The 22,949-nt window shown below is 47.1% G+C and carries 22 protein-coding genes and 2 tRNA genes; 10 read left to right on the top strand and 14 right to left on the bottom strand.

Going from position 1 to position 22,949, the window contains the following annotated elements:
- The 6 genes from CPZ25_RS17785 to proC all read right to left on the bottom strand — a co-directional run bounded on the left by CPZ25_RS17785 (position 1) and on the right by proC (position 5,888).
- A complete protein-coding gene (locus tag CPZ25_RS17785; protein WP_167495268.1) occupies positions 1-708 on the bottom strand; it encodes a TIGR01906 family membrane protein in 708 nt (235 codons plus the stop codon).
- On the bottom strand, positions 701-1,144 hold the full coding sequence (rimI, locus tag CPZ25_RS17780) for a ribosomal protein S18-alanine N-acetyltransferase (RefSeq protein ID WP_096919026.1): 444 nt from the start codon (positions 1,142-1,144) through the stop codon (positions 701-703). The genes CPZ25_RS17785 and rimI overlap by 8 nt, the downstream gene beginning before the upstream one ends.
- Positions 1,145-1,837, bottom strand: a complete 693-nt coding sequence (gene tsaB / locus CPZ25_RS17775) for a tRNA (adenosine(37)-N6)-threonylcarbamoyltransferase complex dimerization subunit type 1 TsaB (protein ID WP_096919027.1) — start codon at positions 1,835-1,837, stop codon at positions 1,145-1,147.
- A gap of 130 nt (positions 1,838-1,967) precedes the next feature.
- Positions 1,968-2,354, bottom strand: coding sequence for a MerR family transcriptional regulator (locus CPZ25_RS17770; RefSeq protein ID WP_074616539.1), 387 nt, complete (start codon positions 2,352-2,354; stop codon positions 1,968-1,970).
- Between the two features lie 83 nt (positions 2,355-2,437).
- Positions 2,438-5,059, bottom strand: a complete 2,622-nt coding sequence (locus CPZ25_RS17765; RefSeq protein WP_096919028.1) for a glycoside hydrolase family 3 C-terminal domain-containing protein — start codon at positions 5,057-5,059, stop codon at positions 2,438-2,440.
- Positions 5,060-5,078: 19 nt separating this feature from the next.
- The gene (gene proC / locus CPZ25_RS17760; protein WP_058695577.1) at positions 5,079-5,888 is read right to left on the bottom strand and encodes a pyrroline-5-carboxylate reductase; all 810 of its coding nucleotides are present in this window, start codon (positions 5,886-5,888) and stop codon (positions 5,079-5,081) included.
- Positions 5,889-6,068: 180 nt separating this feature from the next.
- Here proC and CPZ25_RS17755 point away from each other — a divergent pair, with 180 nt between their 5' ends.
- Genes CPZ25_RS17755 through CPZ25_RS17740 form a run of 4 tightly spaced genes read left to right on the top strand, consistent with a single transcriptional unit; the run spans position 6,069 to position 10,977 of the window.
- Positions 6,069-6,812: an ABC transporter ATP-binding protein gene (locus CPZ25_RS17755; protein WP_096919029.1), complete on the top strand. Its 744-nt coding sequence runs from the start codon at positions 6,069-6,071 to the stop codon at positions 6,810-6,812.
- 9 nt (positions 6,813-6,821) lie between these two features.
- Positions 6,822-8,783: an ABC transporter permease gene (locus CPZ25_RS17750; RefSeq protein ID WP_096919030.1), complete on the top strand. Its 1,962-nt coding sequence runs from the start codon at positions 6,822-6,824 to the stop codon at positions 8,781-8,783.
- Positions 8,784-8,822: 39 nt separating this feature from the next.
- Complete coding sequence (locus CPZ25_RS17745) at positions 8,823-10,385, top strand: sensor histidine kinase (protein ID WP_096919031.1); 1,563 nt, start codon at positions 8,823-8,825, stop codon at positions 10,383-10,385.
- Positions 10,363-10,977, top strand: a complete 615-nt coding sequence (locus tag CPZ25_RS17740) for a response regulator transcription factor (protein ID WP_096919032.1) — start codon at positions 10,363-10,365, stop codon at positions 10,975-10,977. The genes CPZ25_RS17745 and CPZ25_RS17740 overlap by 23 nt, the downstream gene beginning before the upstream one ends.
- A 35-nt stretch (positions 10,978-11,012) precedes the next feature.
- Here CPZ25_RS17740 and CPZ25_RS20585 read toward each other — a convergent pair whose 3' ends face one another.
- The 5 genes from CPZ25_RS20585 to CPZ25_RS17725 are packed head-to-tail and all read right to left on the bottom strand — an operon-like array spanning position 11,013 to position 15,074.
- Positions 11,013-11,159, bottom strand: coding sequence for a hypothetical protein (locus CPZ25_RS20585; RefSeq protein ID WP_167495267.1), 147 nt, complete (start codon positions 11,157-11,159; stop codon positions 11,013-11,015).
- Between the two features lie 9 nt (positions 11,160-11,168).
- Positions 11,169-12,326, bottom strand: a complete 1,158-nt coding sequence (locus CPZ25_RS17735; RefSeq protein ID WP_096919033.1) for a uroporphyrinogen decarboxylase family protein — start codon at positions 12,324-12,326, stop codon at positions 11,169-11,171.
- 25 nt (positions 12,327-12,351) lie between these two features.
- Positions 12,352-13,728, bottom strand: a complete 1,377-nt coding sequence (locus tag CPZ25_RS17730; RefSeq protein ID WP_096919034.1) for an MFS transporter — start codon at positions 13,726-13,728, stop codon at positions 12,352-12,354.
- A 31-nt stretch (positions 13,729-13,759) separates the two neighbouring features.
- Positions 13,760-13,906: a hypothetical protein gene (locus CPZ25_RS20580; protein WP_187368452.1), complete on the bottom strand. Its 147-nt coding sequence runs from the start codon at positions 13,904-13,906 to the stop codon at positions 13,760-13,762.
- A gap of 10 nt (positions 13,907-13,916) precedes the next feature.
- Positions 13,917-15,074, bottom strand: a complete 1,158-nt coding sequence (locus CPZ25_RS17725) for a uroporphyrinogen decarboxylase family protein (protein WP_096919035.1) — start codon at positions 15,072-15,074, stop codon at positions 13,917-13,919.
- A 196-nt stretch (positions 15,075-15,270) separates the two neighbouring features.
- On the opposite strand from CPZ25_RS17725, the gene CPZ25_RS17720 reads away from it, so the two are divergent.
- From CPZ25_RS17720 to CPZ25_RS17710, 3 genes are read left to right on the top strand one after another with little or no spacing between them, the layout of a single operon-like run.
- Positions 15,271-15,921, top strand: a complete 651-nt coding sequence (locus CPZ25_RS17720) for a TetR/AcrR family transcriptional regulator (protein WP_096919036.1) — start codon at positions 15,271-15,273, stop codon at positions 15,919-15,921.
- A gap of 34 nt (positions 15,922-15,955) precedes the next feature.
- The gene (locus CPZ25_RS17715; RefSeq protein WP_096919037.1) at positions 15,956-17,044 is read left to right on the top strand and encodes a 3'-5' exonuclease; all 1,089 of its coding nucleotides are present in this window, start codon (positions 15,956-15,958) and stop codon (positions 17,042-17,044) included.
- A gap of 17 nt (positions 17,045-17,061) precedes the next feature.
- Positions 17,062-17,340, top strand: a complete 279-nt coding sequence (locus CPZ25_RS17710) for a hypothetical protein (RefSeq protein WP_058695587.1) — start codon at positions 17,062-17,064, stop codon at positions 17,338-17,340.
- Positions 17,341-17,392: 52 nt separating this feature from the next.
- On the opposite strand, the gene CPZ25_RS17705 is transcribed toward CPZ25_RS17710, so the two are convergent.
- Entirely contained in the window at positions 17,393-18,286 is an 894-nt protein-coding gene (locus CPZ25_RS17705; protein WP_058695588.1) for a ribokinase, read from the bottom strand.
- A 156-nt stretch (positions 18,287-18,442) separates the two neighbouring features.
- Between CPZ25_RS17705 and CPZ25_RS17700 the strand changes: the two genes are divergently transcribed.
- The 3 genes from CPZ25_RS17700 (at position 18,443) to CPZ25_RS17690 (ending at position 22,492) form a co-directional block, all read left to right on the top strand.
- Positions 18,443-19,321 carry a putative ABC transporter permease gene (locus CPZ25_RS17700; RefSeq protein ID WP_058695589.1) on the top strand — a complete coding sequence of 293 codons (879 nt, stop codon included), beginning with the start codon at positions 18,443-18,445 and terminating at the stop codon, positions 19,319-19,321.
- An 83-nt stretch (positions 19,322-19,404) separates the two neighbouring features.
- Positions 19,405-21,594, top strand: coding sequence for a DNA topoisomerase III (locus CPZ25_RS17695; protein WP_096919038.1), 2,190 nt, complete (start codon positions 19,405-19,407; stop codon positions 21,592-21,594).
- Positions 21,595-21,640: 46 nt separating this feature from the next.
- Entirely contained in the window at positions 21,641-22,492 is an 852-nt protein-coding gene (locus CPZ25_RS17690; protein ID WP_096919039.1) for an Mbeg1-like protein, read from the top strand.
- Between the two features lie 67 nt (positions 22,493-22,559).
- On the opposite strand, the gene CPZ25_RS17685 is transcribed toward CPZ25_RS17690, so the two are convergent.
- Positions 22,560-22,634: transfer RNA gene (locus CPZ25_RS17685), tRNA-Gly, on the bottom strand.
- A gap of 117 nt (positions 22,635-22,751) precedes the next feature.
- Positions 22,752-22,836 (bottom strand) — tRNA-Leu (locus CPZ25_RS17680).
- Positions 22,837-22,949 lie beyond the last annotated feature (113 nt).

Raw genomic sequence — 22,949 nt, 5'->3', positions numbered from 1 at the left:
CTAAAATTTTCTTTTTGAATTTTTCATAAACTTTCGTCTGGCAAGACGCCGGCTCAAAAAACCGCCGCCCACTGCGCAGATCAGGCAGACCACTGCTGCAATCGTGACGATTCTCAGGCCAAGAGCAATAAAATATGGCTCAGGCACAATGTTGATCAAAACACTCTCACTCGGGTCCAGATACCAGTAATCATTGGTGAAAACCAGCCGGTGCGCCGCCTGAAAAACAGATGTGAAGTCAAAGACAGCTGCAAGGCCGGATGCCAGAAGCAGTATCAGTCCGAAAACAGCGCCACCAAAAACAGCTTTCGCAATCGCCGTCCGATCCCAGAAAAAAAGCAGAATAAGCCCTGCCAGAAGCAGAACGCCGCACACGGTCTGAACAATGACTGCCGCCTTTAAAAGGCCGCGCACATCCTCCATGTGGATCAGCTCCTCCTGATTAAAAAGCGGCACGTACAGATCATTTTCCTTCTCGGCATAAATATTAAAATCCTCCCGCTCCCCCTTCAGGAAAGCAAAGATCTGGTCTGTCACAGCCGGCAGCTCTTTGGGCGCAATGCCTGTTGTCTGAGATACGTTATTTTTATCTAGCTGATCCAGAAAAAAGCCGCGGTTAAACACCGCAAACTCCATCGAAGTTATAAGCACAAAAACAGGGAAAACAATCCCCACAATGATCGCTGTTGCTAAAGATTTTTTATCCAAGATCACCCCTCCTCATCATAAGGCCGTTCACGTGGTCTGGGTAATAGTTCTCACGAATACTGGTGGCCGAGAAACCCATTTTTTTATAAAGGCAAATCGCGGCCGTGTTGGTTTCCTTGACCTCCAGAGTCATAGAGCTGCACCCCTGGGCTCTGGCGGTATTGATCAAAGCCTCCATAAGCAGGGTACCTAGGCCCTTTTGCCGGTATCTCCCTAAAATTCCAACATTCATAACCTGCGCCTCATCCACCACACACCAGATACCCGCAAAACCAACTGCCAGGCCCTCAGCCTCCACTACCAGATATCTGGCAATGGGATTGTTGTATTCATTGATGTAGGACTCGAGCGACCATGAACCCAAGCCGCATGCCTGTCCAATTTCATATAAGCGGGGAGCGTCCTGCTCCTGCATCTCACGTATTTTCGCTGTCATCTACTTTTTCTGCTCTTCGGCATAGGAAGGACGAATATAAACCGGCTCGACGCTTTTATAATCCTGCCACTGCTTTTTGAGCGCGCGCTCAACCGCCAGCGTACCCGCCGATGAAGCGCGGTTCATGGATAAATGCTGCTTCACCTTAATGATCCCCGGCAGGGCCTCTGCCATCGTTTCATAAAAACGCGGAACGCCGTCTCCCAGCAGATAAATCGGGCCATCGGCATAATTCTGCAAAATTCCGATAAGAGCTTCGATATCCATGACGGAATCCTCAAGCTCGGCTACCAGACCTTCCTCCTCGTTAAAGCGAAACAGGCCCGTATAGACCTGTGAACGTTGGGCATCAAGAATCGGGCAGACTACGCCGTCTGCATAGGACAGGTTATAAGCCAGTGCTTCCAGGGTAGAAACAGGGATCACCGGCTTATCGAGCGCCTGGGCGAAGCCCTTGACGGTCGCCATGCCAATGCGCAGTCCCGTAAAGGAGCCTGGACCGTTAACAATGCCAAAGGCGTCCATATCCTGAATGGTCAGGCCGGCGTCCTTCAGCATATGGTCGATGGCAGGCATCAGCTTTTCAGAATGCTTTTTCTGAAAATTGACGATGGTCTCGCAAATCAATTTATTTTCGTCCACCACCGCCGCGGTGGCGACGATCGTGGCAGTATCAACTGTCAAAACTTTCATGGTTAACCTTCTTTATCTTTCTTTTACCTTTTATTATAGCCCAAATGATCTGAAAATAAAACAAAAAAAGCCTAAACTGCAAAAACAGGCGCATGCCCTTTGGCACACGCCTGTCTTAACTTACTCTGCACTAGGCTTCTCTTTTTTGAAGGCGCTTCTCTGCGACATGGAGCCCCTCCTCATAATGCTCAATCTTCTGGTTCAGACGCTCCAGCGTACTCTGCATTTCTTTCATGCGCTCTACCAGCACGTCCCGCTGTTCAACCAAAATGGATTTGCGGGCCTGGACGGTTATGTCCCCCTGCTGAAAAAGGGCGACATAGTCGATCAGAGCCTCAATGGGCAGCCCTGCCCCGCGCATACATTTGATAAACTCCACCCAGCCGCAGTCATTTTCTGTAAAATCACGAATCCCGCTGGCGTTCCGGTTTACTCTGGGGATCAGCCCGATCCGTTCATAATAGCGGATTGTATCCGCAGAAAGATTGTATTTTTTTGCCACTTCCGAAATGGTCATGCCTTTCTCCCTCCAAACTAAAATCCCTTTTGCTTCTTTTTGTACAGCATAACACCTGGAGTCCACTTCAAGTCAAGCAAAATTTATATTTCTTCTTTTTTATCTTTTTCGATCTGCCTCAACTCTTCATCAATGGTGGTGAGCAGGCTGTAGGGATAGTACTCATCCGGGATCAGCTTCTGTACCTTGCGCATGGTGACCCCCATGCTGATGATCATATCCATAATTTCGCCGTTCATGTACTCGTCCGGGCAGTATTTCGCCAGCACAGCTCTTGTTTCAGGATTCGCCATCAGGTCGCGGACCGGACAGTCGACGGTATAAAAAGCATTGTCCTCTTTTTTACCAAAAACGCCCTCCAACATGGATTGGAACCAGTTCTTCTTTTCTTCCTTATCCTCAAAAAGGCAGCGGATGTCAAAGTTTTCGCTGTCATCCTCACCGTTGACAAATTCCAGAATCCGATCCACACTTTTATCGCTCAGCAGCCCGTTGGTAAAGGTCACAATTTTTGAAACCGGGGTGCCGTGCAGCATTGTCATGAAAAAAGCATCCTCGGTGTCAATGGTCTGCCCTGTTACGCTCTGGAACTGGGACATGATCACCTCGATCACCTGACGCCCCCTCGGATTTGCCATGAAATCATCCATATAGGAGTATCGCGTAAGCTTTGGAAGCGGCGGGGCAGGCAGCGCAACCTCGGCTTCAAGACGAATATCACGGCTCGACGCGCCAATGGAAACCCGGTGTGGTCCTTCCTCCTGGGTCCAGGCGCCAACAGTCGGATTAAAATAAGTGAAGTCATCTTTAGAGAGTTCAAAAGCAACCACCTTTTCCTCTCCGGGTTCCAGATCAATTTTTGTAAAGCCTCTCAGCTCCCGGATTGGCCGCTGGACCTTTCCGTCCGGCTTTCCAGTATACAGCTGAACCACTTCTTTTCCCGCGCGTTTTCCAGTATTTTTGACACAGCAGCTGGCCATCACGGTGCCGTCATCGGCCGCTGAAACCTTTATATTGCTGTATTCAAAGGTGGTATAGCTGAGGCCAAAACCAAAGGGATAACGCACTGGCCGATTCACATAGTCATAATAGCGGTATCCTACAAAAATACTCTCACCATAATTGACACTATCCTCTGTTCCAGGAAAATTGATATAAGCAGGCGTATCCTCCAGACGCATGGGAATCGTCTCCGCCAGCCGCCCAGATGGGTTGACACAGCCAAACAAAATATCCGAAACCGCAGCACCTACGGCCTGGCCGCCAAGCCAGGCTTCCAGGACAGCTTTCGGCTGGTCTTCAAATGCCAGATCAACCACGCCGCCATTAAATAATACGACAATGGTATCGGGCTGTTCTTCACACACACGCTGGATCATTTCAAGCTGGTTTTCAGGCAGCTTAAGAGAGGTGCGGTCATAACCCTCGGACTCCAGTTTATCCGGTAATCCGGCGAACACTACTGCCACATCGGCTTTTCCAGCTGTCTCCGCCGCCTCTGCCACAATCCTTCTGTGCTTTTCCTCAGAGCTGTCCGAATAGCCCTGAGCTGTCAGCAGCCTTACCTTGTCCCCAGTTTCATCTGCAATGGCTTCATAAGGGGCCTCGATCCGGTAAGGATTAATCTTCGAGCTCCCTGAGCCCTGATACCTGGGATCAAATGCCATTTTTCCGATCACGGCAATGCTCTCCAGTTTTTCTTTGTCAAGGGGCAGCAGACTGTCTTTATTTTTGAGCAGAACCATGCTCTCAGCCGCAATGCGCCGCGCCAGCAGGTGCTGCTTGTTAATATCAACCGGCTCTGGCGTCCCCGCTGCCTGGCGGTTCTCCTCTGCCTCAAGGGCAAATGCGATGAGCCGCTCCGCCATCTCATTGAGCTTTGTCTTTTTAAGCTTTCCTTCTCTGATGGCGTCAAATATTTTGCGGTCATTGACGCCGCCGCTTCCCGGCATCTCCAGGTCAAGTCCGGCCTTCACACCCTTTACGCGGTCATAAACAGCGCCCCAGTCGGTCATCACAACACCGTCGAAGCCCCACTCATTTCTCAAAATTTCTGTCAGGAATCGCTTATTCTGAGATAAAAACTCACCGTTTATACTGTTGTAGGAGCACATAACCGCCATTGGCCCAGCCTCCTTTACCGCGATTTCAAAGCCCTTTAAATAGATTTCGCGTAAGGCGCGTTCATCAATGAGCGCATTGACTGTCATTCGGTGTGTTTCCTGATTATTCCCCAGGAAATGCTTTAAGGTCGCTCCGGTGTGTTCCCCCTGGGCGCCCTCGACAAAGGCCTTCGCCAGATGGCCGGACAGGTACGGGTCCTCGGAATAATATTCAAAATTCCGGCCGCACAAAGGCGAACGCTTGATATTCAGCCCTGGCCCCAGAATCAGATCCACACCGGCCGCGTGGGCTTCTCTGGCGATGGCGGCGGCCATCTCCCGGACCAGCCTTTCGTCAAAACTGCAGGCCGCAAGAGTTGCCGGAGGAAAACAGGTCGCGGGAAGGCTGCCGCCCACGCCGATTTTCCCTTCCTCTTTTTTCGCCTCAACCCGCAGGCCGTGAGGGCCGTCTGACATCACTACCTTGGGAATTCCAAGCTCGTCGTAGGACTTGGTCTCCCAGTTATTTTCGCCGGAACAGAGGGATGCCATCTGCTCCAGATTCAGTTTTCTTCTCAATTTGGTAATTAAAGAAGAATCCATGCTCAAAACCTCTTTTCGTTTATTTCTTCAGTAAGCTGATGGATTTAAGCGCGCACGCGTCAACGGCTGAGATCACTGCGTCACGGAAGCCCGAGGCCTCCAGTGCCCGCACTGCCTCGATGGTCGTACCGCCAGGCGTGCAGATCTGATCCTTTAAAACCGCCGGATGCTCCCCTGTTTCCAGTACCAGCTTTGCCGCACCGTATACCGACTGGGCTGCCAGACGGTAGGCCTGATCTCTGGGGAAGCCGTGCAGCACACCGCCATCAGCCATGGCTTCAATTAAAAGCATGGTGTAGGCTGGTGCTGAGCTCGCGATGGAAGGTACAACGTTCATCAGCTTTTCGTTTATGATCTCAACCCGGCCAAAGCTTTTGAAAATGCTCATAACCTCTTCAATATCCTGCTCTGTCATCAGCTCATCCGGACAAATCGTCGAGTCCGATTCACCGACAAAGGCAGGCGTGCTTGGCTGAGTCCGGATCACCTTAGTATCCTTACCCAAAATATCCTTAACATCACTGAATTCCACGCCCACCGCGATGACAATCACAATCGCATCTTCTTTTGTGTGGCCGGCAATCTCGCGCAGAACATCGGCGTAGACAAAGGGCTTAACCGCCAGCACCAGGTAATCCGCTTCAGCGGCAACGCCGGTGTTTGATTCGGCAGTCCGGATTCCAAATTTTTCAGTCACCTTCCGGCGCTGTGCATCCGATGGATCGTAAGCGATAATATGCTCTCCGGTAAAGAGTCCGCTGTTTACCACACCGCCAATCATAGCCTGAGCCATATTGCCGCATCCAATAAAACCAATTGTATCTTTCATTCTAACCCTCCGTCAGTTTAATTATTTCTAGATTGTAAACCAAAAAACTCAATTACACCTTTATTTTAAACCTCTTTGGCCCTTTATACAAATAAAAATTATGCGCTTTTTACTCATTCATTATTTTCCGTCTTTCTGTATACTAAAGACAAGCTTAATAAAAACAAGGAGAACAAAATCATGTCCCTTTTACTGAATGTGCAAAATCTGACCAAATATTATGATAAAAACCAGCGGCCGGCTCTGGAGAGCGTCTCGTTCAAAGTCGCTTCCGGCGAATTTGTAGGCATTATGGGCGCGTCCGGCTCTGGAAAAACCACCCTGCTCAATGTCCTGTCCACGATTGATACGCCCACCGAAGGGCGCATCACCCTTGGCGGGATCGATATACAAGGTCTCAATGACAACGCCGCTGCGGATTTCCGGCGTGACCGTCTTGGCTTTATCTTTCAGGAATATTTCCTGCTCGACAGCCTGACGGTGCAGGAGAACATCGCCGTGCCGCTTACGCTCATCGGCGCCCCGGTTTACAAAATTGACACAATGGTTACAAAACTGGCAGAGCGCTTTGGCATCGCTTCTTTTTTAGACAAATACCCTGCGCAGCTTTCCGGCGGGCAGCGCCAGAGAACCGCTGCGGCAAGAGCCTTAGCGAAAAATCCGTCCATCCTCTTTGCCGACGAGCCTACCGGCGCCCTGGATTCCGCCGCTGGTACAGCCCTTCTGAAAAAACTCAGCGAGATCAACGCAGAGCTGAAAACCACCATCCTCATGGTAACCCACGACGCCTATGCCGCAAGCTTTGCAAGCCGTATCCTCATCTTTAAGGATGGACGCATTATAAAAGCCCTACACCGGGAAGGGCAGTCTCCTTCCCATTTTTATAGTCAGATTCTCAGCGCTGTCTCAAGCCTAGACCAATAGGAGGCATTTATGAAACTCATTGACCTGGCTTACAAGAATCTTAAGAAAAATTACCGTTTCTATCTGCTGTATTTTCTTTCTGTCACCCTCGTTCTCGCAATTTACAGCTGCTTTAAGGCATTTTCCATGAATACTTTAATCATGAAAAAAATATCGGAGGACGGACGGGTCGAGGCAATGACCGGTGTGGTATCTGTGATCCTCATGGCCTTTGTCCTGTTCTATATGGCCTACTCCAACAGCTTTTTTACAAAACGGCGTATGGGCGAACTGGGCATTTACGCCCTGCTGGGCTTTCAAAAAACAAAAATTATGGGACTTCTCTTTTTCGAAAACCTCCTGATCATTTCCGCTGCCCTGCTTTCAGGCCTGATCGTCGGCAGCTTTTTTCATAAAAGCGTAGTCCTCCTGCTGACTGTTCTTCTGGATTTAAAAGTTAATCTCTCCGAGGTTCCACTTTTTAATCCGGACGCCCTGTTTCAAACCATCCTGTTTGTCGCTGCCGCTCTGATTCTGCTTTTCCTGTTCAATGGTGTCTTTTTAAAAAAATTAAGCGTTTTATCCATGGTAAGGCTTCAAAAGAAAAGTGAAAAACCCCTGAGACTGCGCCCTGTTTTGGCTGTTCTGGGGCTGGCTTTACTGGCTTCAGGCTACTGCCTTGCTTTTAACATCACCGCCGGCATCCGATCTCTCTGGGTCACCATCGGATTTCTGCCCATGGCCGGGCTGACCTTTCTTTTGGTAACTGCTGGAACAGTTTTCTTTATCCGCTCCTTTTTGCCTTCTGGTATCCAGATGATCTGCAGACGTAAAAAACTGTTTTACAGACCCGATACTATCGTGGTTCTGCCAAAGTTTGTCCACCGCATCCGCAGCAACGCGCGGATGCTTATCCTGCTCACGCTCCTCTCTACCGCCACCCTTGGGATCCTCGGTTCTACACTCTGCACCTATTCCTTTTCAGCGCAGGGACTTTCCAGAATCACGCCCGCCGCCCTTGAATTTCCAGGCGACGATTCAGAAAAAACAAAGGAGGCCCTCAGCCTTATCCGGCGACATCACCCCGCCGAGGATTATCAGATCATTGAAAGCTGTCTGCTGATCGCGGTCTCCGATTCGCCCGGGCTTCCAGAATTTGAGTACGCCAAAAAAAACAATGGTCCGCATTTTGCTATTATCAGCCTGACCGATTACAACAAACGGATGTCAGACATGAAAAAGGCGGCCGCACCGTCCCTCACACAAAATGAAGCTATCCTCACGCGTTATATGAGCGGCAGCAGCCAGTCCGCCGGGGACGCCTGCGACCTCGCATTGCCAGACGGAACATGTCAGCGTGTCCATATCACGGAAACGACTCTGGATAACGCTACCGGCTTTGCCAACGAAGGCGTCGGCACGCTGGTTGTTTCTGACAATCTGTACACTGCTTTAGCCCAATCAGGCCTCGAAACCACCTCTGTCGTCAGTATTTTTGGGGACAGCCTGTCAGAGGACGCTGCCACAGCCAAAGCGCTCTCGCCCCTTTTCGAGGGTGACTACCGTTTTGCCAGCGCCTGCCTAAAAAGAGATGAATTTATGGTGGCCAGCAGTCCAAATCTGCTTTTGACAGCCTTCGGCACACTCATATTTTTTATTGCCATGGGCTGTATCCTCTATTTTAAAAGCCTCTCTGATACCTGCTATGACATAAAAGATTTTGAGATTCTAAAAAAACTGGGCTACCAGAATAAAGTCCTGCACCGCATTGTCGGAAAACAAAACCTGATTCTTTTCAGCATTCCATGCGTTCTGGGCGGCTTACACAGCTTCTTCGCTCTACAATGCTATAACGCCCTCATGCCTCAAATCATCAGCAGCGCCGCTCTCCTGCCGCCTTTTATGCTGTCCTATGCCCTATATCTGGCCGTTTTTGCGCTGTACTACATTATCACACAGCACGCCTGCTGCCGAATCGCCGACAACGCCTGATTGTGCTATAATAAAACCAATACCAAAAAGGAGAACGCCATGAAAAGCCAATATCTTCACGCGCAGCTGCTGCTAATCATTCATCAATTGTTACTGACTGCCTTTTTGTGCTGCGAGTTTTACCTCCATCTGGATTTCGGCGCCGAAGCGGTGATGTCCCTGGCTGTCATTTTACTGACAGACTTTGGAGCAGTCTACATTCAGCTTCAAAATTACCATTCCAATCCTTTTTTAAGACATTACGCCCTGGTGCTGGTCTTTGTGTCCTGGTGCATGCTCCTCCTGAGACTGGAGCTCCCGGTTTTCTCAGGTCTCGGCCTCCTGCTCTATGCCCTCCTGCCCCTGGTTCTCTTTCATTTTTTCCTGAGTTTTATTTTTCAGGCTTCTGTCTACTCAGGCAAAAAACCGATTTTGTTCCTTCAGGTGATCCTCACGCTGCTGACGCTGGTGAGCTTTCCAAATCCCAGCCTGTTTAATCTGCTTCTGGCAGTTCAGTGGCTGGTAAGCATTGTATTTTTTGGCGTCATTCTCCTGGCGAATAAGAAAAGAAGCCAGTACTTTTTCAGACAGGAGGGTCGCAGCCTGCTGGTTTCTCTGCTGCTGATTCTCCTTCCTGCTGTTCTCTACAGCTTTGCCTTCCGGTACAGCCCTGTCTTTCTGTCCAACACTGGTCTCTATATTCTTATCGGCCTGCCGCTTATCAGTGTTCACAGCGTCTTAAAGAACAGCCGGCAAAGCGCTTCTGAAAACAGCCAGCCAGCGCCCTCTTTCCTTTTATCGCCGATCACCTTTTTCGGGGTAGTGGTCTTATCTACGCTTGGCTGGTTCCTTTCCCTGCCTGTCATTGCGGTTTTTATTTTGTTGCACACAGCGCTCTGGTTTATCCTGCTTTACTATTTCGGTGCCGCGTATCAGGCGCTTCGGCCTTCGGTCAACAAAGGCACTGCCCATTATATGGACCCACTCACCTGGCTTAACCGTGAGGAAGTCCTGAAAAAAGAGTTTTCAGACTACCTGCACGATGCGGTTCTGCAGGATCTTCTCTCCGTCAAAAACCTGGCTGCCAAAGCAGACCAGCCTGAGATCAAAGCCCTGATCATCAGCACTTTAAATGAGCTGAACGACTCGATCCGCAATGAAATGCAGGCGTATTCGCCAGCGCTTCTAAGTTCAATAACGCTGAAGGAAAATTTAAAAAAGCTGCTTGAAAGCGTTGCGGAGACCTATCCTTTAAGAAAAGTGCGGCTTTGTCTGGACTGCTCCGAGGATCTTTTCCTCATCGAGCCCTATAACCGCATTGTTTTCCGCTTAATAAAAGAGCTGGTGAACAATGCCTTTAAGCATTCCGATGCGTCAGAAATCACAGTCCGACTGTCTGTGGAAAAGCATTATCTTCACCTGTCTGTCCTTGACAACGGAACCGGCCTCACGGCTCTGCCCTCCGATCTTTTCAAGCACAAAGGCCTTGCTTCTGTTTCAGAAACTCTTACAGCGGCTGGCGGCAGGCTGGATATCCGACCCAATCGCCCGTCCGGTCTCTGCGCCTTTGCCACTCTTCCCGTGAAAGGAGATCATTCTTATGAACATTTTATTGATCGATGACCATGCCCTTTTTGCCAAAAGTCTGGAAATTGTTTTGGAGGACGCCCCCGAAATCGACCGCTTCACCACACTCCAGAACCCATCAGAGGCTGCCCCACAGATCCGCCTGCTTCATCCGGATATTCTTCTTCTCGACATCAACCTCGACACCATCAGTGACGAGGACGGCATCGCGCTTGCCTCCAGGCTTAAGAAAGAATTTCCCAGACTGAAGCTTGTATTTTTAACCGGCTATGACCTTCCCGTTTACCGCCATGCCGCTGAAAAGCTGGGGGCTTGTGGTTTTCTAAATAAAAATCTTGATCCCGGAAAACTGCTCGAAAGCCTGATTCAGATTAACAGAGGCATCCCTCTTTTTTCCAGGGCAGATGAAACCATCGAAGAGCTCACCGAAACAGAAGCAAAAATCCTACAGCTTTTATCAGAGGGATACAAGCGCAAAGCCATCGCTCAAATGCTTTCTTCCAGTGAACGCACTATTTCGAACCATATCCAGCATATTTTTGACAAGCTGGATGTCTCCTCCTCGCTTGAGGCCGTGACAAAGAGCATAAAATTAGGCTACATCCGCCCTTCCTACCATAAAAAATAAGCCCGGCCCACAATGGGGTCAGGCTTATTTTCATTCTACATCAGCATAAACATTGCAAAGCTGAACATCTGCTCTTCCAAACCCTGAAAGGTATCCTCAGCCATGGGAACATCCTCTGCCGCAATGCCATATTTTTCCATATTTTCGTCTAAATGATTATAATACTCTGATTTAATATCCATTCCTGCCTCCTAATAAACCGCGTATTCTTTCACAAAACGCAGCAGCGCCTGATATTTTCCAATTTCCACATCGCTGACTCTGAGAATGGACTTGTCCAGACTGAAGATATAACGCCCGCCTGGCGCCAGAACGTCAATGATTTCTTTCGCCTTATCCTGAATTTCATCCAGCGTTCCTGTTTTCAGCATTGCCAGCGGATAGAAGCCCGTCAATATGAACTTGTCTCCAAGCTTTTCCTTAAAGACCTTGGGATCTCCGAATTCAGCCATCAGCTGGCACCCTGCGGGCAGCTCACGAATATAATCCAGAAAGCGCGTAAAATCATACTCGAGGAAAATCGAGACATTTGTATTTGTCCTTACCAGTTCTTCCACAAGCCTTTTAAAGGTCGGCCAGTAAAAGCGTTCAAAATCCTTTTCCTTCATATAGGGCGCCATGTGCAGCGGAATCATACAGCCGCCCGCCTTTTCCGGCGTACTCTTGGCGCCGGCCTTAACCATCAATGGCAGAATCGCTTCGCAGGCCGCCTCCACCTTGTCCGGCACACGCCGGATATCCATCATCATACCCGTAAAAGATCTCAGCAGATCGGCGATAAAGTCAAAGGGGGCGTCGGTCTGGGCAAAGGCGCCTCCCAGATTTGATTTTCCATATTTCAGACACAGCTCATTTTTTGCCGCGCCAACCTGCCCCATGGTGCTGTAAAAGGTATGAAAACCCTTTGCCAGCGCTGCCGAAGACAAAGGCCATGGCCTGTCCAGCTCAGTATAAAGTCTTGGGATGACACTGTCCCACAAAAATTTATAGGGCTCAGCGATCAGCGTATCGTATTCTATGGGTTCCATCGCTGCAATCTCTGGGTGCTGCAAAAAACCATCTGTCCCCATAACAAAATGCTTTGCACCTAATATTTTGTAAAAATGAGCAAATCGGACTGCTGTTACGCCGAGGTTATCACTCTCAAAATCCTGCGCTGTTTTTTCCATGGCGCTGATCAGATATTTTATATCATACTGTTGTGTCTTAAGATCATAACCAGCGTATTCCAAGGCCGCCGCGCCGTCCATATTCAGATTGACGGGCACACGCTTTGGTATTTTGCCCGCGCGCACATCTATGTAAAGTTGATTTCGTTCTTCTGTCATTTTCTGTAAATTATTCTCCATTTGTCTCCCTCTGTTCCATCCCAGCTTAGTTTTTCCGGTTCATGACCGCTTCACGCATTTCTGGCAGTTCTTTTTCATCGATATTGTAGAAAAACAAAAGCGCAAATCCAATGAGGAGCAGACCTGCCGGCAGCAGCATGGAGATCATGTTAATACCGCTCACGACCTGAGCCGTTGGTTCAACCCCGGCCTGAAATCCGGTTGACGCCAGCCCAAAAGCCGCGATACTGGTTGAAAAGACAGCCGCAACCTTAATGGAAAGCTGGAATACACTAAAAATTGCCGCTCTGGCATTCTTACCGGTTCTGTATTCGCCAAAGTCAACAATATCTGCATACATAGCTGTATTCACAACATTTCCAAGAGAATATCCAAGGTATCCGATGGATGCCAGAACCGTCACCAGCGTTGGGTTCCCACTGTTTAAAAACATCAATACAAAACATACTGCCATCACAGCGTTGCCGCACATATAGGTCGTTCTCTTGCTGAGCTTTTTGGTAATAAATGGAACCAGCGTTGCCCCGATGAACAAAAGAATATTCACAGAACCAAAAAATACAGCAACCTTGGCCGGATCATTGACCACATATTTAAAGAAATACGGAAACATTGAAAAGACCAGAAGGCTGGCCAGAATCCGGGTAACGTCCGTCAGGAAAAGCAGCAGCAGCGGCCGCGTTGTCACAATCTGTCTGAGCATATCCTTTACGGAAGGCCCATTGTTTTGGGCGTCCTTAATTTCTTCCTTACTGCTCATTACCCTGCGGTCCTTGGTTGCAAAGAAAAGAGTCAGATAGGTAAAGACAATCATCAACCCCACTAAAACAGCAGTCAGCAGAAAGCCCTGCTCTGTATAGGCGTCTGCGCCGCCGAAGAAATAAATCATCGGAATCAGTGTCCAGCCAGCAATAATTTTTCCGATGGCAGCGCCCTGGCCGCGGAAGGTAGAAAGCTGTACCTTTTCCTTGGGATCATCGGTTAAGGATGAATTCATGGAGGTATAGCCAATGTAAGCCACATTCGTTGAAATACAGAAGACAGCATAAACAATGGCTCCTACTGCAATCAGCGCCACCTGTGGCAAGAAGCTCAGGTTGACAAATAAAATCGCGTTGGTGATAAATATACAAATCGCGCCGATAAACAGCCACGACCGGTATTTTCCCCAGGGCAAATGACTTTTTTCGATAAATGGTCCCAGAATCGGCACACTGATGGTATCGATAATCCGCCCTACAGTCATAATAATCCCTGCCGTTACTGCCGAGATCCCCGCTACATCCGTAAAAAAGATCAGCAGATAGGAATTTGACAGGGTTACCATCATCTGGAATCCAACATCTGCAAAGCCATAGGAAAATTTTACAAAATTACCCAGTTTTCCTCTTGTACCATTCATTATTTTTTCTCTCCCTCTCTCTCATATCTTTTCATATCAAAAGCTTGATGATAAAACCAAACAGTTTTTCCTGCGCCGCCTGCCAGTATGGCTCCAGATAAGCGTTTTCCTCATAATTCAGACCGTTGGCTTCACAGTACGCTTCCCAGCTCGCCAGATAATTTACTTCCTGATTCATCATTTACCTCCTAATATTTTCCGTATTCTTCCACAAATTCGTACAATGCCTTAACATTTTCAGGGGTTCCGTCATTGGGGTAGGTGATACCCTTGGAAACCGTAAAAATATAACCTCCGCCCGGGGCCAGGATATCCATCTGCTTTTTGGCCTCGTCGATAACTGCCTGCTTTGTTCCATACTGCAAAAGCGATACATCGTAACCGCCGGTAATACACATTACCTTTCCAAGCTTGTCCTTGGCCAGCTGATGGTCCATGTATTCAAATACACCGAGAATACGCCCCTTTGGCAAATCCTGCAGATAGTCGTAGTAGCGCGTCCAGTCCCCTTCAAAATAAATGCGCATATACTGCCCTCTTGCCGCCATTCGTTCCACCAGCTCCTTAAAGCTTGGCCACCACAGCTTCGCAAAATCCTTTTCCCGCATAAATACTGGCATATGGAGCGGCATGCTCACCAGCTTGCCCGGTGCCGCCGGGAGCTGGGCTGCCAGACGGTCCATCAAAGGCATCACTGCGTCCGCAGCCGCTGCCACCTTTTCAGGGTATCTCCGGATATCCATGGTGATGGCAGAAAAACCTCGGATCATATCGGCAATATAATCCATGGGCGCCTCAACAAGTCCTCCGCCTGTCAGGGGCAGGCCATATTTCTGGCTCACCCGGGCTGCCTCCATCAAAATCGGCGTATTCATATCATTCTGTATATTCATGGCCCGCACCAGTGAAATGCCGCTGCTGCCTTTTTCTGGATCTAAGGCCTTGTAAACTCTTGGCAGTATTTTATCGACAATACATTTAAAAGGATTGGCAATCAATTCGTCGTATTCCTCCGTTTTCATACAGCATACCTCCGGATGCTGCATAATGCCTGTTTTCCCTTCATTAAAGCTCTGTGATTGTAATGATTTGTAAAATAAAGGATTTCTTGAAAACAAAAAAGGCGCAGTATCTGTGGCAAAATCCCGGGCCAGCTTTTCCATGGCTTCACCCATGATTTTCGGATCAACCGTCGAGCCCTTAATCGGGTAACCAGCATAGTCAATGGCCCAGTATTCCCCGAACCTTGTCTCATGGGGCACCCTGTCTGGCTGCTCAAGCTTCACTGCCTGAATATAGCGTTTTTCTCTTTCTTCATACAGCTTCATAACGTTCGCATCACTCATAATTCCCCTCCATATTTTTGAATATAAAATAATATATTCAATTTTATATTCAATATAATATCTCGCATCCTTCATTTTGTCAAGCATTTTATCTTAAATTTATTTTTTTTACAAAATAACATTTTCATCCTTTAAATCGTGCGGTTTGTAAACAATTATGTTATAATAATTAAAATAGTTTAAAATCGAGGATATTATGGCACAATATAAAAATGGTATTGAAACAAAGAAAAAAATTTTACAGACTGCAAAGGGGCTTTTTTATAAACACGGTTACCGGCAGACGACTATCGCGATGATCGCGGAAAAAGCAGAAATTCCAGTTGGACTGGTTAATTATTATTATAAAAAAGAGGCTTTGGTCGGCAGTATTTACCATGAATTTATCCTCGCGATCAATGAAATGCTTGAGGAGCAGCTTTCAGAGCAGCTGGAAAACCATCTCCAAAAGCATATTTTATTCAATCATATTTTTTATATCAAAATTTTTGAAGATCCAGCCAATAAAAGCCTCTATGAGCTCCTTCTCAATAAGGATCTGGTTTTAAAAAAAACACACCAGTTTGTGCGTGAATCCATGATGGCTGTTATTTCAGAGTTTGACCTGCACATCCAGAAAGAAGTTTTCCAAAAACTGATGATCGCTGAGTACGGTGCAAGAAAATATCTTCTGAAGGACTGCTTTGAAACGCTGGACCCTGTAAAATCAAAGGATTTTATCAATTTCCTGGCCACCATAACCGTACGGCTCGCAGGTGTTGACACAAATATTATTGAAAAGAATTTAAAAAAAGCGGACAGACTTCTCAATCTTATCGATACCTCTGATATCTGCTTTTTAATCTAAAAAGACTGCTAATTGATATTTAAGGACATTTATCATGAAATCTATGCTATGCCAATTTAAAAAAGTTCAGACAAAACCTCTTCCTCATATTCTCAAAGTCATGAACATCAGTGAAAAAAAGCTTTTTGAACTTTTTGAAATGTGGATTAATCAGGGAAACATCACTCCCGTTCATCCGGTTTTTAAAGAGCTCAAAAAAAGGCGCGATGCCGAAATCAAAAGAAAACGTCAGGAAAAACAGGAGCTTGAGCTTTTAAAGTACAAGGAGCTCCGCCAAAGAAAATATTCGAATAAGCAAATCGCAAAAGAAATGCATTATCCCTATGACAAGCTTAATTCCTTCCTGAAAAAATGGTACAACACGCTCAGACGCCAAGGCCTCAGCAACGAAGCCATCGCGAAAGAGTTAAATGCCAGCAAAAATGAACTGACCCCCATTATTCTGGCCTATGAAGAACGCCAGCGAATGCATGAGGAAATGCGCAGGCGCCGTATTGCAGAAAACAAGCGCTATGCCAGGACCCATCTCAAACGTATCCGCGAAGATCTGAAAGGGCCTTCCGAGTATTTTATTTTTGATACAGAAGCGGTTCAGTGCCCGGATGAGCTTATCGAGATCGCCGTCATCGACTGTAAGGGGCGCACTGTATATAACAGTCTGGTAAAACCCAGCCATAAAATCAACTGGCGCATCAGCTCACTTACCGGCATTACCAATCAGATGGTGATGGACAAGCCCTCTATTCATCAGGTCATGGGTGACCTGCGCGATTTGATCGCCGGAAAAACACTTATGTCCTGGGGCATTGACTATGATTCTGTATTGCTGAAAAAGTCTATTGACTCCACAGGTATCGATCTGGACTGCAAATTCTGCTGTGCACAGAAAATTCATATGGGGCTGGTGGAGGATATCAATCAGATTGCCCTCCAAAGGGCCGCAGACTGTGATATGCAGAACCATCGCGCTCTGGATGACTGCAAACTCGTGCTGGATGTGCTCAGAAAAGATATCGAAATGATTGACAATAAGTCTGCCGGATTCAAACAGCGCACGTCTGCCGACAACAGCAGCAACACGATTTTTATCCCGCGCTCAGAGCCGCTTGCCGCCACTACCTGAAAGAAAGGAATCGATTCATGGATAACACAGAAAAGCTGACCTATGCCTACCCCGCCGTTTTTACACTTAAAAGTGAAGATAATATTACCTTTGGTTTTCCAGATCTCGGCGTTGAGGATATTCCCATAAAAGCGGCCGACCTCCCAAGGGCTTTCGATATTGCAGCTGAGGTTCTTGGAAGATGGATAAACGAGTGTTTTATCCTGGAAAAGCCACTTCCTGAACCCACCACCTTGGAAAACCTGAATCTGACCCCTGATCAGAAGGGGCTGTGGATTGAAATTATTGAAGCCTAAAAAAGACCCCATCAGGGGTCTTTTTGTTAGCTTATAATCGGTATACGTCGTTTCAGCGTATACCTGCTTTTGCATCGACTTCTTCTTTTAAAGGGATTGACGGTGCCGCACCCATCCGGGCAATACAAATGGATGAGGCTGTCGCTGCTCTGTAAATTGCTTCTTCATCACTCAATCCCGCTTCGATGCCGGCCAGATAATAGCCAGTAAACGTATCTCCCGCGCCGGTAGTATCCACTACTTTTTCGCACGCTACCACAGGCTGGAAAAAATTTTTATCTGCATCGGCAAACATCGCTCCTTCACTTCCCAGCGTTAAAACAATTTTTGCTTTTGGAAAGCGCTTGCAAAGCCCCATGAGGATTTTATCCGGGTCCTCTTCTCCCGTCAGCGCCGCTCCCTCAATCTCATTGAGCAGAAAAATATCTACCAGCCCAAGGGGCAAATTCAGGCAGTTATTATCCATCGGAGACGGATTCAAGACAATTCTGGCTCCCTTCTCTTTAGCGGCTCGCATCATTTCCGCAATGGCACTTGTCTCGTTTTGAAAGAGGACCAGATCGCCTTCGTGAAGTGTTTTTCCGACCTTTTCCACATAAACGCTGTCCGGCATACCGTTGGTTCCCCGGTACAGGATAATGCAGTTCTCGCCATGCTCATCCACCTGAATAACCGCGTGTCCGTTTGTCTCTGGAACTCTCTGAAGTAACCCGATCTCTACACCGCTCGATTCCATAATATCGACCAGAAACTGGGCATCCTCGGTCCCGGCGAATCCGGCATGCCGTACTTCAGCGCCGGCGCGGGACAAAGCGACAGACTGGTTAAGCCCCTTTCCTCCTGGAAAAACCGAGCGTTCCTTTGAGGATAGCGTCTCACCCGGGCTTACAATTTTTTCCATCGAATAGACATAGTCAATATTTAAAGAGCCAAAATTTACGATCATCTTTTTCATCTCCTTTTCCTTTTCTTCATTATAGCTGGTCTCACTTAAAATTCCCAGTATTTTATTCTTGAGTAAATCTTGAAAAACTGCTGGTGTTAGCAATTATAAAATTATGGTATAATACTAGGGAAAAACTTTTATAGAAAGGAAAACCGAATGTACTATAATTTATGCCTGCTTTTTACATACTTTTTTCTTTATGCTGTTATCGGATGGTGCTGTGAAGTCGTATTCTGCTCTATCCCAAAGAAAAAGTTTATTAACAGAGGTTTTTTAAACGGTCCGTACTGCCCTATATACGGGGTTGGCGCAATCATCATCGTTTCTATTTTAGGCCCCTATATCAACGACCCTGTCAGCGTATTTTTCGTGGGTGTCGTCTCGACCTCTGTGCTGGAATACATTACGAGCTGGGCGATGGAAAAGCTTTTCCATGCCAAATGGTGGGACTACTCAAATCGCAAGTTTAATATCAATGGCCGCGTCTGTCTCAGGAATTCACTGCTATTCGGTGTTATGGCGCTTGCCCTGATGTACCTTGTCCACCCATTTGTGGAGCGTATCATATCGCGCTTTTCTCCCTTTTGGCTTGAAGTCGTGGCTACCTCTCTCGCGGTACTTATGATTGCGGATCTGGTTAGCTCTACGCTGGAAACCCTCAACTTCAAGAACAAGCTTAACCGCGTATCTGAGCTGGCGACCAGTGTGACCGACGACCTTAAGGAAAAGGGCGTGGAAACAAAGGGACAGCTCACCCAAAAGATTGCAGATGTCCGGTCTGCGCAGCATGAGCTTCTCGAAACAGCCAAAGACGATGTTCAGAAGCATGTTGAAGAGTTTACCGGCCGTCTATCTGAAAAGGCCGCCTTCCGCCGCTATTCGCACAGCCGTATCATCAATGCTTTCCCAAATATGATTTCCAAGGATGATCCCGATTCCCTGAATCTATACCGCGAAGCAATGCTCCACACGAAAAAAATCCGCAAACTGCACAAAAAAGCGAAAAAGCAGGCTAAAAAGTCTCAGGAAAAATAATTTGAACAATGCTATAATAAAAGCGGACCTGTTCGGTCCGTTTTTATCATTTTACACACTTATTAATACAGAAAGGACTTTTTATGTCACAAAATAAAACCCTTGTTCTTGCAGAAAAACCTTCTGTTGGAAAAGATATTGCACGCGTCCTGAAATGCAAAAATGGACAAAACGGTTATCTCGAAAACGAACGCTACATTGTCACCTGGGCGCTTGGCCATCTGGTATCCCTGGCTGATCCTGAGGCTTACGGTGAAAAATATCAAAACTGGAATATGGAGTCACTCCCCATGCTGCCTGATCACATGAAATTAACGGTTCTAAAAGGCAGCGGAAAGCAATACAAAATCGTTTCCTCCCTTCTTGGCCGTCCCGACGTAAAGGACATCGTCATCGCAACAGATGCCGGACGAGAAGGCGAGCTTGTCGCCCGATGGATTCTGGATAAAGCACACTGCCGAAAGCCAATTAAGCGCCTCTGGATATCCTCTGTAACGGACAAAGCCATCTCAGAGGGCTTTAAACATTTAAAACCGGGCACCGAATTCAACAACCTCTATCGTGCTGCACAATGCCGTGCTGAGGGGGACTGGCTGGTCGGGCTTAATATCACAAGAGCGCTGACGGTCAAATACAACGCCCAGCTCTCTGCCGGCCGTGTTCAGTCCGCAACGCTTAACATGATCGTCGAACGCGAAGAAACAATCAAAAACTTCAAGCCCAGGCCCTATTACAACCTTCAGGTAAAGACGCCGCAATTTGTGCTCACCTGGCAGGGGCCGCATGGAAAAAACATCAGCTCAAAAGAAACCGCAGAAAAAATTCTTCAAAAAATGAAAGGCAAATCTGCCGTTATCAAGGATATCAGCAAAAAGCCAAAGAAAAGCTATTCCCCAGGGCTCTATGATTTGACAGAGCTTCAGAGAGATGCCAACCGTCTTTTTGGATTGAGCCCCAAAGAAACCCTGAATATCATGCAGCGCTTATATGAAAACCATAAAATTTTAACCTATCCCCGCACCGATTCAAAATACCTGACACAGGATATTGTGCCAACGCTGCCAGAACGGCTCAAAACCATTTCCATCGGGCCTTATAAATCGGCTGTCAGTGAGATTTTAAAGCTCGGCATCCATGCAAACAAAAGCTTTGTCGATGACAGCAAAGTCTCCGATCACCATGCGATTATTCCCACGGAACAGCGCGTTATACTGACAAACCTCAGTACTGATGAACGAAAAATTTATGACCTGGTCATCAAGCGCTTTCTCAGCGTTTTTCTGCCCCCCTATGAATATCTGCAGACAACTGTTACAGCCGATATTGCTGGCGAAACTCTGACCGCAAAAGGGCGTGAAATTGTAACACTTGGCTATAAAAAAGTCTATGAAAATCAAATCGAAGAAGAGGGTGATGAGGACACCGAAGACCAGAAATTGCCGTCACTGAAAAAGGGAGACTCTCTTCCCGCCTCTCAGATTTCTCTAAAAGAGCTCGAAACAAAACCACCGGCACGTTTTACAGAAGCCACACTGCTGTCTGCCATGGAAAATCCTCAAAAAGTAGTAAAGGTAGATGCGAAAGCCGCCAAAACACTTGGTGAGACCGGCGGGATCGGAACAGTGGCCACAAGAGCAGACATCATTGAAAAGCTCTATAAAATGTTTGTTATTGAGAAAAAGGGGAATTCCCTCTACCCTACCTCAAAAGGAAAACAGCTCATTGATCTGGTTCCTCCTGATTTAAAATCGCCGCTCATGACCGCCAAATGGGAACGGCAGCTGGAATTGATCAGCAAAGGAAAGAGTGATCCCGAGTCTTTTATCTCAGACATTAAAACCTACACCACCGAGCTGGTCAATGATGTTAAAAACAGCAATGAAAAATTTGTTCATGACAATAAAAGCGGACAAAAATGTCCGGAATGTGGAAAAAACCTGCTTGAAGTCAAGGGGAAATACGGTATGATGCTCGTGTGTCAGGACAGGGCCTGCGGTTATCGTGAAAATGTCAGTAAAAATACGAATGTCCGCTGTCCCGAATGTCATGTTAAACTGGAAATACGCGGTAAAGGCGACGGTGCTATTTATTTCTGCAAACGCTGTGGATTCAGAGAAAAGGTCTCCAGCTTTAACAAAAAACATTTTGACGGCAATCGAAAAAACAGTAAACGCGAAGCTCAAAATTATATGCGCAAAATAAAAAAGGAAAATCAGGAAGCTGTCAACAATCCTTTTGCAGAAGCCTTGGCAAAGCTTAAGGAATCGGAATAGTTTCTGAGCTTCCCAGAGCACGTTTATCAGAAAGGAGGCTCCTCCAATGCTTTGTCACAGCCAGTTAAATCTGTTAAGCCAGATAACAGCCCTTCCCTTGCCAGTCCATCCCAAGGATCTGCCCCTCCCCGTTTCCGAAATGGTGGCCGTTCACCGCCGTCACTATCCAAAACTGGCCGGTGACGCGGCCATGACCTCTAAAGAATGGCGCCATTCTCTGGAGCTTATTCAGGAGGATGACGCTTTAATGTCGCTTCAGATTCTCAGCCAGACAGATGAACCACGAAATGGGCTTTATGGTCTCTGTTTCAGCTCAGATTCGCCCGAAACAGGCATTATCACCTTTAGGGGGACGGTTGGCCTCGGAGGATGGATCGATAACTATAAAGGCGCTTTTTCCGCGGAAACAGAGCAGCAGAAAAATGCTCTGCGCTTCTATGAACGCTGCAGGGAGCAATTCAGTTTTTCAAATTTTGATTTAGCAGGCCATTCTAAAGGCGGCAATGACGCACAGTATATTACCATTCTATGCGGCGAACACATTAATCAGTGTGTCAGTTTTAACAGCCCTGGTTTTTCAGCTGATTTTATCGGTAAATACTATCTTCAAATCCAGAAAAACAGGGATAAAATCACCGCCTACGAAGGCGCTTATGATATCGTCAATATATTGCTGACCAGCATTGCCGGAAAGCGGCTGGTCATTGAAACCGGCTCAAAAACGCCTAAAAACAATCACAAGCCTAATCATATCCTCGATGCGCTTGGACATATCGGCCTTCCAGGAAAGCGGCATCCCCTCTACAGCAGCATTCAAAACATGACTGTTGCCATGACCTTTGCCATATTTCAGGCCAAAAGAACTTTAAAGCGTAAAAACAAAAAAAATCCTGTGTAAAGCAGGATTTTTTTATTGCCCTAATAAAAAAAACAGCCGAAGCTGTTAAAAGTTTCAAAAAATAAAATGGAGCGGAAGACGAGATTTGAACTCGCGACCCTCGCCTTGGCAAGGCGATGCTCTACCACTGAGCCACTTCCGCTTAGCTTCGCTTGAATAATTTTCATCAGCGAACATATATTATTATAATCGCTTCCCTTTATTTTGTCAAGCATTTTTTAAACTTTTTTGTAATAAATGTGTTTGTTTATATGAGAAGTGGTGCGGATGAAGGGAGTCGAACCCCCACATCATTCGATACTAGATCCTAAGTCTAGCGCGTCTGCCAATTCCGCCACATCCGCACAATGCAGCGTTACTCAGACGAGCAAAGCATCTGTATGTAACGTGCTCAATTATAATAACAAATGACGCCATTGGTGTCAAGATTTTTTTAACCTTTTTCTCCTGTTTTTTT

This window comes from Eubacterium maltosivorans, assembly GCF_002441855.2.
Lineage (GTDB): Bacteria > Bacillota > Clostridia > Eubacteriales > Eubacteriaceae > Eubacterium > Eubacterium maltosivorans.
Note: the sequence above shows the minus strand (reverse complement) of the source record. Positions and strands in the feature narration are given on the sequence as shown.